General features: G+C 61.5%; 15 protein-coding genes. 7 read left to right on the top strand and 8 right to left on the bottom strand.

Going from position 1 to position 16,334, the window contains the following annotated elements; all coding sequences use genetic code 11:
• Positions 1-63: 63 nt before the first annotated feature.
• On the bottom strand, positions 64-1,716 hold the full coding sequence (locus tag H8B14_RS04745; RefSeq protein ID WP_187314425.1) for an RICIN domain-containing protein: 1,653 nt from the start codon (positions 1,714-1,716) through the stop codon (positions 64-66).
• Between the two features lie 69 nt (positions 1,717-1,785).
• Positions 1,786-1,980, bottom strand: coding sequence for a hypothetical protein (locus H8B14_RS04750; RefSeq protein WP_187314426.1), 195 nt, complete (start codon positions 1,978-1,980; stop codon positions 1,786-1,788).
• Between the two features lie 2 nt (positions 1,981-1,982).
• Between H8B14_RS04750 and H8B14_RS04755 the strand changes: the two genes are divergently transcribed.
• Positions 1,983-2,477, top strand: coding sequence for a methylated-DNA--[protein]-cysteine S-methyltransferase (locus tag H8B14_RS04755; protein WP_187314427.1), 495 nt, complete (start codon positions 1,983-1,985; stop codon positions 2,475-2,477).
• Positions 2,478-2,642: 165 nt separating this feature from the next.
• Here H8B14_RS04755 and H8B14_RS04760 read toward each other — a convergent pair whose 3' ends face one another.
• Entirely contained in the window at positions 2,643-3,530 is an 888-nt protein-coding gene (locus H8B14_RS04760; RefSeq protein WP_187314428.1) for an alpha/beta hydrolase, read from the bottom strand.
• A 174-nt stretch (positions 3,531-3,704) separates the two neighbouring features.
• On the opposite strand from H8B14_RS04760, the gene H8B14_RS04765 reads away from it, so the two are divergent.
• Positions 3,705-4,424, top strand: a complete 720-nt coding sequence (locus H8B14_RS04765; protein WP_187314429.1) for a tetratricopeptide repeat protein — start codon at positions 3,705-3,707, stop codon at positions 4,422-4,424.
• A 162-nt stretch (positions 4,425-4,586) separates the two neighbouring features.
• Positions 4,587-5,366, top strand: a complete 780-nt coding sequence (locus tag H8B14_RS04770) for a hypothetical protein (protein WP_187314430.1) — start codon at positions 4,587-4,589, stop codon at positions 5,364-5,366.
• Positions 5,367-5,490: 124 nt separating this feature from the next.
• Here H8B14_RS04770 and H8B14_RS04775 read toward each other — a convergent pair whose 3' ends face one another.
• A complete protein-coding gene (locus tag H8B14_RS04775) occupies positions 5,491-7,947 on the bottom strand; it encodes a M4 family metallopeptidase (RefSeq protein ID WP_187314431.1) in 2,457 nt (818 codons plus the stop codon).
• 277 nt (positions 7,948-8,224) lie between these two features.
• Between H8B14_RS04775 and H8B14_RS04780 the strand changes: the two genes are divergently transcribed.
• On the top strand, positions 8,225-9,007 hold the full coding sequence (locus H8B14_RS04780; protein ID WP_187314432.1) for an SDR family oxidoreductase: 783 nt from the start codon (positions 8,225-8,227) through the stop codon (positions 9,005-9,007).
• Between the two features lie 166 nt (positions 9,008-9,173).
• Here the strand turns inward: H8B14_RS04780 and H8B14_RS04785 are convergent, their stop codons facing one another.
• Both H8B14_RS04785 and H8B14_RS04790 read right to left on the bottom strand, forming a co-directional pair.
• Entirely contained in the window at positions 9,174-10,052 is an 879-nt protein-coding gene (locus tag H8B14_RS04785; protein ID WP_187314433.1) for an ATP-grasp domain-containing protein, read from the bottom strand.
• A gap of 212 nt (positions 10,053-10,264) precedes the next feature.
• Positions 10,265-11,563 (bottom strand): amidohydrolase, encoded by a 1,299-nt coding sequence (locus tag H8B14_RS04790; protein ID WP_187314434.1) that lies wholly within the window; start codon positions 11,561-11,563, stop codon positions 10,265-10,267.
• A gap of 151 nt (positions 11,564-11,714) precedes the next feature.
• Here H8B14_RS04790 and H8B14_RS04795 point away from each other — a divergent pair, with 151 nt between their 5' ends.
• Positions 11,715-12,410, top strand: a complete 696-nt coding sequence (locus H8B14_RS04795; protein ID WP_187314435.1) for a phosphatase PAP2-related protein — start codon at positions 11,715-11,717, stop codon at positions 12,408-12,410.
• Between the two features lie 52 nt (positions 12,411-12,462).
• Here H8B14_RS04795 and H8B14_RS04800 read toward each other — a convergent pair whose 3' ends face one another.
• Together H8B14_RS04800 and H8B14_RS04805 are read right to left on the bottom strand one after the other, a co-directional pair.
• Positions 12,463-13,248, bottom strand: coding sequence for an SDR family NAD(P)-dependent oxidoreductase (locus tag H8B14_RS04800; protein WP_187314436.1), 786 nt, complete (start codon positions 13,246-13,248; stop codon positions 12,463-12,465).
• A 189-nt stretch (positions 13,249-13,437) separates the two neighbouring features.
• A complete protein-coding gene (locus tag H8B14_RS04805; protein ID WP_187314437.1) occupies positions 13,438-14,253 on the bottom strand; it encodes a phytanoyl-CoA dioxygenase family protein in 816 nt (271 codons plus the stop codon).
• 189 nt (positions 14,254-14,442) lie between these two features.
• Between H8B14_RS04805 and H8B14_RS04810 the strand changes: the two genes are divergently transcribed.
• Both H8B14_RS04810 and H8B14_RS04815 read left to right on the top strand, forming a co-directional pair.
• On the top strand, positions 14,443-15,261 hold the full coding sequence (locus H8B14_RS04810) for a WG repeat-containing protein (protein ID WP_187314438.1): 819 nt from the start codon (positions 14,443-14,445) through the stop codon (positions 15,259-15,261).
• A gap of 164 nt (positions 15,262-15,425) precedes the next feature.
• Positions 15,426-16,160, top strand: coding sequence for an energy transducer TonB (locus H8B14_RS04815; RefSeq protein ID WP_187314439.1), 735 nt, complete (start codon positions 15,426-15,428; stop codon positions 16,158-16,160).
• Positions 16,161-16,334: the final 174 nt, after the last annotated feature.

Genomic DNA, 16,334 nt, shown 5'->3' on the forward strand with positions numbered 1-16,334 from the left:
TGTATCCGGGGCGGGCTGTTTCAGTTTGCAGCGGCCGCGAAGCTCTGCTTAATAAGGTGGCAGCTATTTAGCCGCTTCCGGCTCCGGCGCCGCTTCGGGAGTGCCCGCATTCGGGCGGCGGATGCTTACCATCTGGCGGGTGGTGGAGGCGCCCACGGTCAGGTTGAGGTTGTAGTCGCCGGAGGGCAGGCCCGTGAAATCGATGGTTTGGTGGTGGGCGCCGGCCGTCTGGCGACGGTAGTCAGACACGCGCACAGCCGAGCCGCGCTGGTCGTAGAGCACCCAGCCCATCGGCTGGTCCTGGCCAAGCTGATAGGCCATCTGCACCACACCGCTTGAAGGGTTGGGGTACACGCTCAAACGGTTGGCACCCGTCACAGGCACGTCGGCGGGTAGGCCGGCAAACTGGTTTTGCTGCTGCGCTACGGGCTGCAGCTTCCACTGCTGGTTGGGCTTGCTGGCGTAGCGGCGCTGCTGCAGGCCGCCTTCTTCCTCGGTGCCGGCCGTCAGGGCTTTTTTGCTGTGCTTGGCAGTGAGTTTGTAGTAACCGTCGCCGGCATCCTCAATTTTCCAGAGCTGGTTGTTGCCGCTGTAATACGGCCACAAGCTCAGGGGCGCTCCGTTGGAGGTGGAGCTGCCCAGCACTTCCATCACCTTGCGGCTGCCCTGCACCGTGAGCTTGTAGAAACCAGTGCCAGCTTCCTCGATCTGCCATTGCGGGGCACCGGCCGGCGCAGAAGCCAAGCCCGGCTCTTTCGATACGGGAGCTTCACCCTGCACCTCCAGCGGCTTGCCATCGGTGCGGCCCATGATGGTGAACACGCCTGGAATCCCAAGGGTTTTGGCCAATGCCTCGGGCGTGGGCGCCTGCGCTTTGGCTGGTTTGGCCGGAGCAGGTGCTTTGGCCACGGCGGGCTTGGCAGCCGGCGCCGCGGGTTTGGCGGCCGGAGCCTTGGCCGCGGCCGTTTTGGCGGCGGCAGCCTTGGCAGCGTCGGTTTTAGCGGTGGCTTTGGCGGCCGCTACTTTGCTGGCTTCGGCATCAGCTTTGGCTTTTGCCTCGGCTTTGAGAGCGGCCCTGTCGATGGCGGGCTTGGCTTCCGGGGCGGGCGGCGGCGTGAAGGCCACCGGCGGCGCGGCTACCGGCATGCCCGGACCTTCCAGCGGATACAGATATACCGAAGGCACTGTCTGAGAGCCTTGGTTGGGGCGAACCCACTGTAGGCGCACGGTGGCTTCGCCTTCCTGGTCGTAGTACTCCATCTTAATGGTGGCCCGCTCACCGGCGGCTAGGCTTACCTCGGCGCTGGTAATAGTGGTGGTGCCCTGGGCGCTCCAGTTATCGAGGATCTGTTTGCCGTTTACCCACAGCCGCACGCCGTCGTTGGAGCGGGTAATAAACTTGTAGCGGCCCGTTGACGGGGCTTCCACCTGGCCTTCCCAGCGCACCGAGAAGTTGTCGTTGCGCACGCCGGGAGCCGGAATGCCTTCCTTCCACTCAAAGTCCACTACTGCATCTACGCGGCGCAAAAGGGGGGTGCCAGCCAATGAGCCATTGTTGAAATAAGAACCTGTGAGGCCTGTACCCTCGCCCACACCGGCTACGCCCGCCACGGCAGAAGTGCCCGATAAACCCGTGGGGCCCGAAACGGCGGATCCGCCCAGCGCTGGAGCCGCCGAAAGCAGGCCGGCTACGAAACAGAACAGTAAGTGTCGCACTATGCGTTAGGTCTAAGAATGAATAAATTGCATGCCACCTCGGGAAGGTGAATCAGCAACTGGGAATCATTATTTCCAGCTGTCATTTTCCGCACGCTGAAGCAATATAAAGCATTCTTTTGCCACCGGCATTGCCTGTAGACCGACAACCTGTTCATTTCCAATTTTTTCCTCCATATAGTCCATTACCAGCGCTATTGTATAAATAGGGCGCTGGCTGCCGCTCTTTTTTGCATTTTTACCCGCTCCTTTTTCTTCTTTCATCTATGACCGGTACGCAAGCTTTCCTCCTTACACCGCTTGGCAGCCTGCGGCTGCAGGGCTCCGACGCTGGCTTGGCCGCTGTGGAATTTATGGATGAGGAAGTTGCTCCCACGCCTACTGCGCCATCGGCCGTAGCTGAGCCATTGCGGCCCGCTTACATGCAGTTGCAGGCTTACTTCGGCCGCGAGCTACGGGACTTCCAGCTCACCTACGATGTGCAGCAGGGCACCGAGTTTCAGCGGCGGGTGTGGGCGGCACTGCCGGCGGTGGGCTACGGCCGCACCGCTTCCTACCTGGATCTGGCCCGCCAGCTCGGCAACCCTGGCGCCGTACGGGCCGTGGGCGCTGCCAATGGCCAGAACCCATTGGGGCTGGTGTGGCCCTGCCACCGCATTATCGGGGCAGGCGGCCAGCTGACAGGCTACGCCGGCGGCCTCTGGCGCAAGAAATGGCTGTTGGAATTCGAGCAGCCCACCATGCAGACAGCGTTGTTTTAGGGAATAGGGAATAGGGAATAGGGAATAGGGAATAGGGAATAGGGAATAGGGAATATGCGAAAGGCCCCGCCGTGTTACGGCTGGGCCTCTTTTTTTCTGTTTGTTTTTCCTACTCTTTATGTTCTATGCCCTAAGTCCTATTACCTGTTCTCTATTCCCTAACACCTAAGCCCTGACACCAATGAACTTCAGCAATTCCTGGTAGATGATGTTGTGCTGGAAGTAGAGTTGCAGCACCATGGGGGCGTGCTTTTTGCCGGGCAGCACCGTCAGTTCCGGCTGCTTGCCCAGGCTCTGAAGCTTGCGCACAAACTTGCGGCTGCTACTGCTGATGGATGGATAGGTTTCGCCGCCGATGAACAGCCGCATGGGGGGCGTTTGGACCGTAACGTGGTACATGGCCGACACGTCGCGCCACACGGTCGGGTCCTTCCCGAAGGGCACGAGGTACTGCGCGTCGCCGGGGTACTCCTGCTTCTGCAGGTAGTCGTACATATCCAGGCCGGCCGGATCGTTGAGCAGCACGCCTTTCACCGGGTTTTGGGACCAGCCGTGGCGGGCCAGCAGGCGGTTATCGGCGGCTAGCAGCGCCGCCAGCCCGCCCCCAGCCGAGTGGCCCATTAGGAACAGCCGCTGTGGGTCGCCGCCGTATTCGGCAATGTGCTGAGCAGTCCAGGCCACGGCGCGGGCGCAGTCGTCGGCCATTTGGGGCACCTGCACGGCCGGCGCCAGGCGGTAGTTGACCACCACTGCCACCACGCCCTGACTGGCCAGCCGCCGCCCGATAAAAGAATAGAAGTCCTTGTTGCCACTGTCCCAGCTGCCGCCATGAATAAACACTACCACCGGATACGGCACTGCCGCTTTCCTTTTGGGTGTATACACATCGAGGCGGTGGCGCTCGGTATCGAAGGAGGGGTCGGAAGCTGGCACGTAGGCCACATCCTGGGTACGGCGACTGGGGCGGGCAGTGGCGTATTCGTTGGCAAAACCCAGTAGCAGGGGCAGCACCAACAGAGCTGGCAGGTACAGCCAGCGGCGGGAAAAAGACATATGGGTTCCGGGTAAACTATTTCCGTCAGATTGGCGGCGCCTTGCACGTACGCAATGGCACGCGGCCCGGATGCTTCTCTGGCACACACCACAGCCCGGCTGGCTGGCGTTATATTTGCCGGAAGCGGCTGGCTACCAGCTGGCGGCTTTCTTTCCAGATCTTCTTTTTGCTACATGAAATACCCACTTTACGCAGCCTTGGGGCTGTTCACGCTCTTTGCTGCGCCGGCCCATGCCCAACGTAAAATCAGAGCAAAAGGCGACGCCGCCGTGGCGCTGAGCTCGGCCAGCCGCCTGCAACCACTATTCGGCGGCGCAACTGCGGCCCAGGCAGAAACGCTGCTGGGGGCCGGCTACATTGAGAAAGTAGCTGGCAGCTTCACATCCCGCGAGGAAGCCAGCCGCTTTCTATCGGGCAAGGGCTACGAGTACCTGGCGGAAGGCCTCACGGATACGGCCGCGTTCCGGTTCAACCTGGCTTGGCTACTCGATGCCAAAAACCCCGACGTCTACCGCGGGCTGGGCATTGTGGCCAGCCGCCAGCCCACGCCCGACCAGTCTATTGCCCTACTTACGCAAGGCCTGGCGCTGGCACCTGCCAATGCCCTTATACTCAGCGACCTGGGCGCCAGCCACCTGATCCGCTACGAGCAAACCAAAAAGAAGAAGGACCTCACCATCGGCGCCGATCTATTGCAGCGGGCCCTCACGGCCAACCCCGACAACGCCATTGCCTGGCAGCAGATGGCCCGCGTACACTACCTGCAGGAAGACTATGCCAAAGCCTGGGAGGCCGTCTACAAAGGCCAGGCCCTGAGCATGGCCAGCATCGACTTCGAATTTTTAAGTGAGCTGATGGCCAAAATGCCCGATCCGCAGGGCAAGTTTAAATAAGCTGTGATGCGGTAATGAAATGGCAGGTAAAATGGGGGAAGTAACGTGGGTAGAAACCTATTTTCAGACCAAAGCCGTACTTGCTTGCGTTGAAGGCTTGCCGCTGCTGCCAGCCATGCAGGCAAACTCCTGCTTCTCACGTGCTACCTTATCACCTGCCACGTGTCACCTCATCACCTCATTACCCCCTACTGCGTGAAGCGTTTCGTGCTGATTTCTTCCTTGGCGGCCAGTGTTTTGCTGGCTCACTCTGCCACTGCGCAGGATGGGCCGGAGCGCCGCCGCCGCTACTACAGCAACCAGGCAAGGGCCTACTATCGTGGTCCGGTACGCTTTACGGCCGGGGCCGGGGCCGCCTTCTACAACGGCGACCTAGCCGGCAACTTAGCCAACAACTTCCCGGGGCCCAGCGCCAGCCTGGGTGTGCTGTATCTGTTGCGGCCACGGTTGGTAGTGGGCGGCGAGGCCACGTATTTCCAGATTGGAGCCAAAGACCAGCTGCCAGAGCGTGGACTAGCCTTCCAGGGCCGCAACGTGACGGGCGTAACGTTTCTGCGCTTCGAGCTGCTGCGCGATGAAAGCCAGTATGCCACGCCCAAGCGCCCACCGGCCCTCATCAAGCCCTACGTGAAGGCCGGAGCCGGCTTTCTGCTCTACAGCCCTAAAGCCTACCGCGGCACTCTGCGCCCCAATGACCAGACCAGCTACCTGGAGCCCGAGCGCAACGATTACCCGGCGCTGGGCTTGGTGGCACCAGTCGGGTTTGGCGTAGTGTTCCGGCTTACGCCGCAGCTCAACGCCACTGCCGAGGCCGCCTATTACTTCACCACCACCGACCAGCTCGACGACATCAGCCCGGTTAGCGGCCGCTCCGTTTCCGGACGCAATGATGGCTACGGCCTGGCTGAAATAAAGCTGGAGTACGCGCCGTGGGGCCGATAAGCCCCGCAGGAGTTGCCGCTGCCGATAGTGATGCGCCAACATCGGTTCTAGAAACAAAAAAGGCCCGTCGTGAGACGGGCCTTTTTTGTTTGGCAGTCAGCGCAGCGCGCTGGCCGGGGTTCTGCTATTGCTTGATGAAGCGCTGGTGGAACACTTTCTGGCCATCGGTGGCGGTGAGGGTGTAGATACCCTTAGCCAGTGCCGACACGTTCAGCTGGTCGCCATCCACTTTCACGCCCGATACTTTAGCACCGCGCAGGTCAGTCAGCGTTACAGAAACCAGCGGCGCGTTGTCAGGCATGCTGATGCGCACCACGTCGGTAGCGGGGTTCGGGTAGAGCTCCAGGCCGCGGGCCGTAGTGCCCTGCGTGAGGCCCATGCTGCTGCCACCGGCAGTTGCACCGGCAATGGCGGCACCGCCCGTGATATTCACGGTGTAGTCTTCGGTTTCGCCGTAGCTGTAGCTATTGCAGCTGGTAGTGGCCGAGTTGTCGCTCAGGATTACGCGCAGGCGGGTGGCGCCGGTGCGGGCCGTGGTTGGTACCGTGAACGTGCCGGTGAGCGTGGCAGCGCTAGCTGAAGAGCCGGATACGACCAGTTCGCCGGTGTCAGCGAAGTCGCCGTCCCGGTTGTAGTCGATGTAGATCTTCCAGTACTCGGTGTACGCCGTAGAAGCGAAGCCAGCCGAGAAGCTGATGGTTTGCGACGAGCCGGCGGCAATGGAAGTGCTAGTGGCGGTGCCATTGTAGTAGCCAGCATCAGCCGCGGAGGTACGGGCAATGGTGCCCAGCTTCACGTAGTCGATCCACTCATACGCGACGCTATTGCCCTTGCTGGCGCAATAGGTAACCGTGGCAGGCGGCGGCGTGGTGCCAGCGGCGGCGCCCACACCCACGGCGTACCACGCGTTGGTGGTGGCAGTTACTTCCGGCGAGCCGGCACCATATAGGTCGGTAGCAGCTTGAATAGCGCCGGTGCGGGCATTCGCATAAGTGCTGCTGGCCGTTAGGTACACACTCTCGGTGCGGTAGGCAATTTTAGCGGCCTTGTCGATGCCGATGGCAGCCACCGTGTAGGCGCTGCCGATGTCGTTGGTGCCGGAGCCGCCCACGCTGAGCAGGTAGAACCAGAAGTTCAGCACGCCCGAGTTGGTGTGCACTCCGCCGTAGTCGTTGGCGCTGGTGGGCGAGGTGGTGGTCGGCTTCCAGTTGGTGCCCTTGTAGGTGTCGGGCTGGCCTTCGGCGTTGGGGTTGCTCATCGAGCGCAGCGAAGGCCGCACCTTGTCGATGTCCTCACCAATGAGCCAGGTCTGTTTGGTTGGCGCCTTATAGTACTCTACGGCCGCACCCCAGATATCGGAGAACCCTTCATTCATGGCGCCCGACTCGTTCTGGTAGGTCAGGTTAGCGGTTCTTTCGCAGATGGCGTGGCCAATCTCGTGAGCCGCCACATCGAGCGAAGTCAGCGGGCGGAAGCGCGAAGCACCGTCGCCGTAGGTCATCACCGAGCCATTCCAGTAAGCATTTTCAAAGCCTACGCCGTCGCCGGGCGTGTCATCGAAGTGCACGTAGCTCTTAATTTTCGCCCCGGCATTGTCCCAGGAGTTGCGGGCGTGCACGTTTTTGAAGTAGTCGTACGTGCCCTGCGCGCCCCAGTGAGCATCAAGAGCCGCGTTGTCCATGTTGGTGTTGTTGTACTCGGTCCAGGAGTTGTCGGCGTCGATAAAGTCAACGGCAGTAGTGTAGCTGTTGCTTTTGCGGGCGTTGTAGGTTTCGATGCCCAAACCGCGGGTGAGTTCGCGCAAGCGGTAGCCGCCGGTAGCGGTTTCCGTGGCGCCGGTTTGCGTGCCTGCATACTTGGTGGCAAAGGTGCCGGTAGCTGCCGCGTGCTTGATGATTTTATCTTGTGCTACCACTTCGCCGCTGTGCGCATCTACATAGATGTAGGCCCGGCTGACAGGCGACTGAGCGTACACATTGAACTTCCAGGCCAGCACAGGCTTACCGGCCAGCGCTTCATTGCGGGTGAGTTCGGTGCGCACTACCACTAGTTCGCCCTGAGGCAGATAGGTGGCGTTGGGGTTGTTTTCCTGCTGCTTGAGGCCGGCTTCCTCGCGGGCATCCTGCCACATGTATTTGCGGGCACCCACAAACGAGAGGGCGCGCTGCAGGGCGTCGGCGGCGCTAACGGAAGGCGTGGCATTGAGGCCGCGGATTCTTTCGAACTGGCCGCTGATGCCGGCGACCTGGCCCTGGCGGGCGTGCACCGAGTAGGTGGCGTGCTCTACCTTGATGCCTTTGTAGTACTGCTGGTACTTCTCGTGCACGAAGCCCAGCTGGTCGGCCTCCGATTTGGCAGGCAGCAGCTGGTCGTCGGAGGTGAGCTGCAGCTGGTCGCGCAGCACGGTGCTGGCGTCCTGCAGCTTGTAGGCGCTGCTCCCATCGGTGCGGAACTGCACCAGGTAAGGCGTGCCGTTGTCGTTGAGGGATTTGGCCTGCACCCGGGAAAAGTCCTGGGCCAGCGCCGATGTGGTGAGGCCACCTAACAGCATGAGGGTTGCTGCAGAGTACTTGTTGATCATACAGTGCGGTTATGAAGAATGGTAAAAGGGCGAAATGCTCTATTTCAAGAAAGCAGGCTGCTAATTTATATTATTTTCAAAGTAATACGCATTTCATTGAAAATTCTTTTTCAACACACACCATTTTTTGCAACCATTACAAATAGAATACTATTATTTAATTCCAATTTAATTTCCATTTAGTCCAAGAAGCAGGTTCTGTAGTAGCCATCAATTTCATCTGGCCAGCGTAGACGTTGCGTAGTTTTACATACCCTTCCTTCTTCCCTACTGCTTTATGACACATATCCCTTCTTCCTCCCGCTGGCGCCTCGATGGCCAGCTAGCCCTGGTCACGGGGGCTTCTAAAGGCATTGGGGCGGCCGTGGCTACAGAGCTGCTGCAACTGGGCGCCACAGTGCTGGCTGTAGCCCGTAAAGCACCCGACTTGGAAGCCCAGATAGCCCAGTGGCGTGCCCAGGGTTTGCAAGCCTATGCTGTAGCCGCCGACGTAAGCACGGCCGCCGGCCGGCAGCAAGTGCTGGCAGCCGTGGCCGAATTGGGCTCGGCCCTGCATATTCTGGTCAACAACGTGGGCACCAACATCCGCAAGCCCACTACCGACTACAGCCCCACTGAGTATCAGCACCTGCTGGCCACCAACCTGGAATCGGTGTTTGGGCTGTGCCAGGGCGCGTATCCGCTGTTGCAGGCGGCGGGCAGCGCCAGTATTGTCAATGTGTCGTCGGTGGCGGGGCTTACGCACGTGCGCACCGGCTCCATCTACGGCATGACCAAGGCCGCCATGAACCAGCTCGGCCGCAACCTGGCTGCCGAATGGGCGCCGGCCGGCATCCGCGTGAATACGGTGGCGCCGTGGTACATCCGCACGCCACTGGCTGAAACTGTGCTGCGCAACCCCGAGTACCTGGCTGAGGTGGTGAGTTGCACACCGGCCGGGCGTGTGGGCGAGCCAGAAGAAGTGGCCGCGGCCGTGGCATTTCTGTGTTTGCCCGCCGCCAGCTACATCACCGGCCAGACGCTGAGTGTGGATGGCGGCTTCAGCACGAGTGGTTTCTGAATCACGGATGATAGCGGATTAGACGGATTAATGGGATTTTGTGGACGATTTCGTTTTAAAAGAGAAGGGCTTGCCGTGTGGCAAGCCCTTCTCTTTATTTGGATAGACAGCGGATTAAGGCAGAGAAAAACAGAGCAGAATCGTCCACAAAATCCGACCAATCCGCTTACTCCGCTATTATCCGTGACAAGGCTTGTTCGTAGCGGGTGAGGCTGTTTTCGTCGGACGCCAGATAGAGGAACGGCTCGATGAGCTCCAGCTCCATGAGCAGCAGCTCGCCGTTGGCATCCACACCATCAACGCGGGCATATAGGCAGTTTTCGGCGAATTCGCGCACAATCTGGTCGGCGGTGGCGCGCAGGTGGGCGGGTGCCTCCTGGGGCTCGATGCCGCCACCGAGGTAATGCTGCACCCGAAAGTCGCCGGCCTTGGGGGTTTTCAGCACGCAATGGCTGAACTCGCCGCCCAGATAAATCAACGACCATTCGCCCTGAGTCTGAATTTCGGGCTGAAAAGGCTGGGCCATAAAATCCTCGTGGCGCAGCAGCTCGGTCAGCTCGGGTGCGCGGCGCTGGGCTTCCGGCAGCATCAGGTCGAAGGTATTTTTGGCCCCACCGCTTATGGCCGGCTTCACCACCAGTCGCTCGGTGCCAAGGGCTGCAAACAGGCTTTCGGCGTCGAAAGAGGTGCCTTTGGTGAGCCAGTGCGTGGGCACGATGCGCACACCGGCCTGCTGCATATCCAGCAGGTATTTCTTGTCGGCGTTCCAGCGCACGGTAGCCACGGGGTTGAGCAGGCGCACACCCAGCGCCTCTATGCGGTCCAGCCAGGCGTAGAACTCCTGCACCCGGTCGAAGTAGTCCCACGGCGACTTGAGCACTACGGCGTCGTAGCTGCGCCAGTCCACGGCAGGGTTGCTCCAGATGCGGGGCTCGACGTGGTGGCCCAAAGCCCGCAGGTGGCGCGTGAGCAGGTTGTCTTCGTCATCAACGTTGGGAGCGGCGTACTGCGCCAGGGTTTCGCAGGTTACGAGGGCAATGGTCATGTATTTGGTAAGGGTGATGGAGTAATGAGGTAATGAAGTGAGGGGGTGATGGAGTAATGAGGTGATGGTAGAACGTCATGCAGAGCGCAGCGAAGCATCTCGCGTGCTGATGTTGCAACGATGCTCAACGTCAGCACCCGAGATGCTACGCTCTGCATGACGTTCTTCTTCTTGTCAACTGTCACCTCATAAGCCCTTCACCTCATCACGCTTCACTTTTTCATAGCCAGATAATCGGCAGCAAGGGTGGCGAGGGTGCGCACGCCCAGCGTGAGGCCGCTTTCATCTACGAAAAAGCCCGGCGTGTGGTGCGGCGCGGTGGTAGCGGGGTCTTTGCCTTTGGGCATGCCGCCCACAAACAGAAAGAAACCAGGCACTTTCTCCTGGTAATAGGCGAAGTCCTCGGCGCCGGTGACGGCCTTTTGCAGCACTACGTGCTCGGGGCCGGCCACGCGGCGCAAGGTGGGCAGCATCTGCTCGGTGAGGCGCGCTTCGTTGAACGTCACGGGGGCGTAGTTCACGATGTCCACCTCGGCCGTGGCGCCGGCGCTTTCGGCAATGTTGGTGCTGGTGCGGCGCACAGCGGCCCAGATCTGCTGCTGCATTTCTTTGTTGAGGGTTCGGATGGTGCCGGTTAGCTCCACCTGCTCCGGGATGATGTTGTTGCGCACCCCGCCGTGCACCATGCCCACGGTCAGTACGGCCGCATCCTGCGTCAGCTCGGTCTGGCGGCTGATGATGGTTTGCAGGCCCACGATGATCTGCGCAGCCGTCACCACGGGGTCCACGGCCAGCCACGGATACGCGCCGTGCGCCGACTTACCCTTCACCTTGATGGTGAAAACGTCGGACGAGGCCATGGTGCCCTCGGGCCGGTACTTGAGCGTGCCTACTTCAGTCTGGGCGTTGATGTGCACCCCGAATACGGCATCGACCTTGGGCTTGTCGAGCACACCTTCTTGCACCATCAGCTTGGCCCCACCCGTCACGCCGGGCAAAGAGCCTTCCTCGGCGGGCTGGAAGATGAATTTCACGGTGCCGCTGAGGTCTTTTTTCATCTCGCTGAGCACGTTAGCAGCACCCAGCAGCATAGCCACGTGGGTGTCGTGGCCGCAGGCGTGCATCACGCCCACTTCCTGGCCGTTGTACTGGGTGCGGGCCTTAGAGGCGAAAGGTAGCGTGGGACTTTCCGTCACGGGTAGGCCGTCCATGTCGGCGCGCAACGCCACCACGGGGCCGGGCTTGCCGCCGCGCAGGATGCCCACCACGCCGGTACGCGCCACGCCGGTTTGCACTTCCAGGCCCAGCCGCTTCAGCTCGGCGGCAATAATGCCGGCCGTACGGATTTCCTGGTTGCCCAGTTCGGGGTGTTCGTGCAGGTCGCGGCGCCAGGCAATCACCTGCTTTTCCTGCTGCGCGGCCAGCTTGGCAATGCGGGCATCGAGGGCGGTGGTTTGGGCAGACGCGGCCAGGGGCAGCGTGAGGGCAAGTAAGGAAAGCAGGCGCTTCATAAAGTACAGGCTGAAATGGGTGGCAAAAGGTACGACACGCGCGGCGGAGTGCCCCGGCGTAGCGCCTGGTTTGTGGGCGCGCCCGCTGTAATACCCCCCCACGTGTAGGGCAGGCTCGTAGTGCACGCCGGTCAGGCTGTACTTTTGCTGTATGCCTGCTTTCACCGCCAATCCTGCTCCCTCCCCTACCCTCCGCTGGCCCGCAGCCTGGCGCACTCCTGGCTTCCGGGCGCGGCTGCTGCTGGTGCTGGCGTTGCTGCTGGGGCTGCTGGCGGCGCTGCCGCGCTTCTTCGCCTACATCCAGGCCCGGCCGGGCGTGGTCCTCTCCGACCCATTGCTGGCGCTACTGCCCGCCCACGACGTGTCGGCGCTGACGTTTGGGGCTATCTACCTGAGCGTAGTGGCAGGCTTGTGGAGGTTGTTGCCGCGGCCTCTGCTGCTGCTGCGGGCACTGTGGGCGTATCTGCTGCTGCATGTGTGCCGCTGCCTGCTGCTGTGGCTGCTGCCGCTGGAGCCGCCCGTGGGCCTTGTGCTGCTCCAGGACCCGCTCGTGGACCAGCTGGTTTACGCCGCGCCGGCGCCCATCACCAAGGACCTGTTTTTCTCGGGTCACACGGCTACCGTAGTGCTGCTGGCGCTGGCCGTGGGCCGAGGCCGACTGCGCCGCGGCTTGCTGGCAGCGGCCGGGCTGGTAGGCACGCTAGTGCTGGTGCAGCACGCCCACTATACTTACGACGTGCTGGCTGCGCCGCTGTTTGCCTGGGGCTGCTACCGTGTGGCTAAGGACCTCACCCCCTGGCCCCCTATCCAAAAGAGAGGGGGAATTAGCTTTAGAGTTAGAGATTAGAAAGCTAGAACTATAGCCCTTCTCTTTTGGCGAGGGGTTGGGGTGAGGTGCTTTACTTCAGGTGCTTTTCGTAGATGCCGGCCGCAATTTTCTCGGTTATCGACTTCGGCACCAGCCCGGTAAGCTTCGAGGAAATCTTGTTCAGCGCGCCCGGAATCAACTCGGCCTCACCGGCCAGCAGCGCCGCAATGCCAGCCTGGGCCACCTGCGCGGGCGTCATGGATACTTTGTTGGCGGTTTCCTGCAGGCCGGCGCTCATGCCAGCACGGTCGGCGAAGTCGGTGGTGGTGGCGCCGGGGCTGAGGCAGGTAACGGACACGCTGGAGTCGCGCAGCTCGTAGCGCAGGCCGCGGGAGAAGCTCAGCAGAAACGCCTTGCTGGCCGCGTAGAGCGTGAGCGTGGGCACCGCCTGGTAGGCAGCGGTGCTCGACACGTTCAGAATGTAGGCTTTGGGCTGCTGGCGCAGCGCTGGCAGCAGGCGGTGCGTGAGGGCCACCGGTACGTGCATGTTCAGCTGCAGCATGTTCTGCTGGTCCTCCAAGGCCAGGTCCTCAAACCGTCCCCACAGGCCGTAGCCGGCATTATTGACCAGCATAGCCAGCTCCTGCGTCTGGCTGCCGGCCCACTCCGCCACGGTTTCCACGGCGTGCGGCGCGGCTAGGTCTTGCGCCAACACCGCCGCCTCCACCTTGAATTGCTGCCGCAGCTCCTGGGCTACCTCTTCCAGCTGCGCTGAGGAGCGCGCCACCAGCAGCAGGTTGTAGCCGCGGCGGGCCAGCTCGGCGGCAAAAGCGCGGCCAATGCCGCGGGAAGCGCCGGTAATGAGAGCAGTAGGCATGTAGTGGGGTGGTTTAGAGCTAAAAGCTCCCCTTCTTTTTCAAGGAGGGGTGGCCGAAGGCCGGGGTGGTAAACTAGAGTTAGAAAGCTAGAGCTAGTTGTCGTTCAATGATTGAACCACCCCGGCCTTCGGCCACCCCTCCTTGAAAAAGAAGGGGAGCTTTTAGCTCTAATCCTGGTTCAACCCAGCTTACTTCACTAAGTGCAGAAACCGCAGATAGAACGGTGTGGGGCTGTTTTCGTGCTTGGGCTGGTACTTGCCGGCCACGATGGGCACGTACATCACGCGGCGACGCGACACCTCCCCCACCAGCGGCGACTGGGCCACGCGGTGCCACATACGGCCGTCGTGCACGGTCAGGTCGCCGGGCTCGGTTTCCACGGCTATTTCGTGCGGATCGGGGCCTACGTCTTTGTAGTACTTCTTGCGAAACAGCATGTCGCGCAGCGGCTGGTGGTGGGTGCCCGGAATCAAACGCAGGCCGCCGTTGGTGGCGGGCGTGCCGTCGAGGTGGAAGCCTACGTTGAGCATGGGGCCGATGCGCTTGCCGTAGAATACGTCGCGCAGCGAGTCGGTGTGCCAGCCCATCTGCGAAAACTCCGAGCCCGGCACGTTCACGTAGTGGTTGATGACGAGGCCATCCTTTTCATTGACGCCAACGCGGCCACCCGGCGCTTCGAGCAGCGGAAACAGAGCCCGAAACCGGGCATCCTGCAGAAATTCGGCCAGCACCGGGCTGTAGTGCGAGGCAAAGGCGAAGCGCTGCACGATGGGCGAGCCATCCACGTCTTTGCCGTATTTGATGGGCACACCGTTCACTTTCTGCACCCCTTCGGCCAGCCATTGCTGCTGTACAGCTTCGGTGGCGCGCAGTAGCTCCTGTACCTGCTCGGGGCTGGCGAAGGCGCGAAAGTGCAGGAAGCCGTGTTGTCGAAAAAAGGCCTGTTGCTCGGCAGTGAGCGTGGCTCCTAGCGTAAACCGCGGATAAGATTTCAAGGAAGTCATAATAACCCAGGCCGCCTGAAAGCAGGCCTGCGAAGGCAAAGATACAAGGGGAAGGCGGCGCCTTGGATGCGCCACGCAAAACGCAGCCCCGACCGGGCCGCTAAGCTGCAGTCAGCAGCGTGAAGAACAAGTGAATAGCAACCGGGCCGCGGCACGGAGGTTTTCGCCGAGCCTCGTACCTTCGCCAGTATGCCTGGCTCTCAGTTACTCCCGTTTTCGTTGCGCTGGCCGCTCTGGGCACTGGCGGGAGTATTGCTGACTACCGAAGCCACCGCCCAAACGCCCCCCGCTACCCGGCTAATACCGTTCCGGCAGGGCCGCCGCTTCGGCTACGCCGACGTCTCGCGCCGCCTAGTGCTTCCGGCCGCCTACGACGATGCCGGCCCCATGGTGAACGAAGTGGCCTGGGTGCGCCAAGGCGCGCTCTACGGCTACATTGATGGCAGCGGCAACCCCGTAACGCCGGTGCAGTACAGCGCCGCCAGCAGCTTCGGGCCCAACAACCGCGCCACTGTAGTACTGGCCGCCGACACCTTCGCCATCGGCCCCGACGGCCAGCGCCAAACCACGCCCGCCGAGCCTGCTCCCGAAACCGACTACCTGGAGCAGGGCGACTTGGTGCGCCGCCAGGGCAAGGTGGGCTTCCGCTTCACAAGCGGCTCCAGTACCGTGGTGCCAGCCGAGTACGACGAAATCCGGGACCTACACCACGACGGCCTGCTGCTGGTGCGCCAGGGCGCCAAGTGGGGCGTGCTCAACGCCAAAGGCCGCCTCACACTGCCCTTGGAGTACGATGCCATCCAAGCCACGGCAGCCAACGGCTTCGTGCTGCCGGTGGTGGAGCAAGCCGGCCGCTTCGGCTACCTCGGCCCCGACGGCAAGCTCCTGACGCCCATCAAATACGCCACCGCCGCGCCCTTCGTGCAGGATGTGGCCCGCGTCACCACCGCCACCGGCCAGCCCGGCTACCTCGACAGTCGCGGCCGGGAATTCTGGGACGACAAGTAGGCGTGGCTGTGGCCCGGACTTCAGGCCGTAGCCCGTCGGTACCGCGCAATTTATCGGGCTTCAACGGGCTGCAAATTGAAGTCCGGGCCACAGGCCGGCGCCGCCCGCAATAATGCGGCGCGGAAAGCGTATTTTTCAGGAGCTATCCTTTTTACCTCCTATCTATGCTACCGCTGCCTATCCTCAACGTACACCTGCAGCCCTGCTCCGAAAACTGGCAGCAGATGATGCCCACCGCCCAGGGCCGCCACTGCGCCAGTTGCCAACGAACGGTCGTCGATTTCACTGATAAGACGCAAACGGACCTCGAAGCCGCCCGCGACGCTGCCCCCAACGGCCGCCTGTGCGGCCGGTTTCGGGCAGAGCAGCTGGCCCACCCGCCGCGCCTGCGCCCAAAGCTGCGGCGGTTTCTAGTGGCGCTGGTGCTGGTCTGCGGGCTGGGGCTGACGAGTGGGGAGGCGTGGGCGCAGGTGCGGAAAGTCGAGCTTAACACCCGATTCAAACCTACTACCGAACTACAGCTTTTAACACCTGAAGATTTTAGCCCTTTGTCTCTGACAGAGGCTGGCCAACAGCCCAAGCAGCACGAGCAGATATTTCTGGGAATATATGTTGAGCAAATGCCCTCATTTCCTGGTGGGCAGGATTCACTGACGGCTTACCTGAAAAGAAATCTGCACTACCCTGATTCCACCCCCGACGAAGGCAAGGTGTTCATTAGTTTCGTCATCACAAAAACCGGGCACATCGCGCAAGCCAAAGTGTTGAAAGGTGTCACTCCAACTCTGGATGCTGAAGCGTTGCGGGTGGTGCGACAAATGCCCCGCTGGATCCAGCCACCCCGGCAGCACCCGATAGAAGTGAGCTATACGCTGCCCATCACATTCAGCCAGAAATAGCCGTGAAACTGCTGCTACTTGTGCCACTGACGCTGCTACTCCACCATCAACCCACCGCTGCCCAAACAGCCACGGCCACGGTTGGTACAACTCGGCCCTATTTGTTGACATTCCCAACTGGCCCGACTCCCTATCCCTCTCTACCATCCCCGGGCCGTGTAGGACACATCGACC

The sequence above is a fragment of the Hymenobacter puniceus genome, from assembly GCF_014333525.1.
Taxonomy (GTDB): Bacteria; Bacteroidota; Bacteroidia; order Cytophagales; family Hymenobacteraceae; genus Hymenobacter.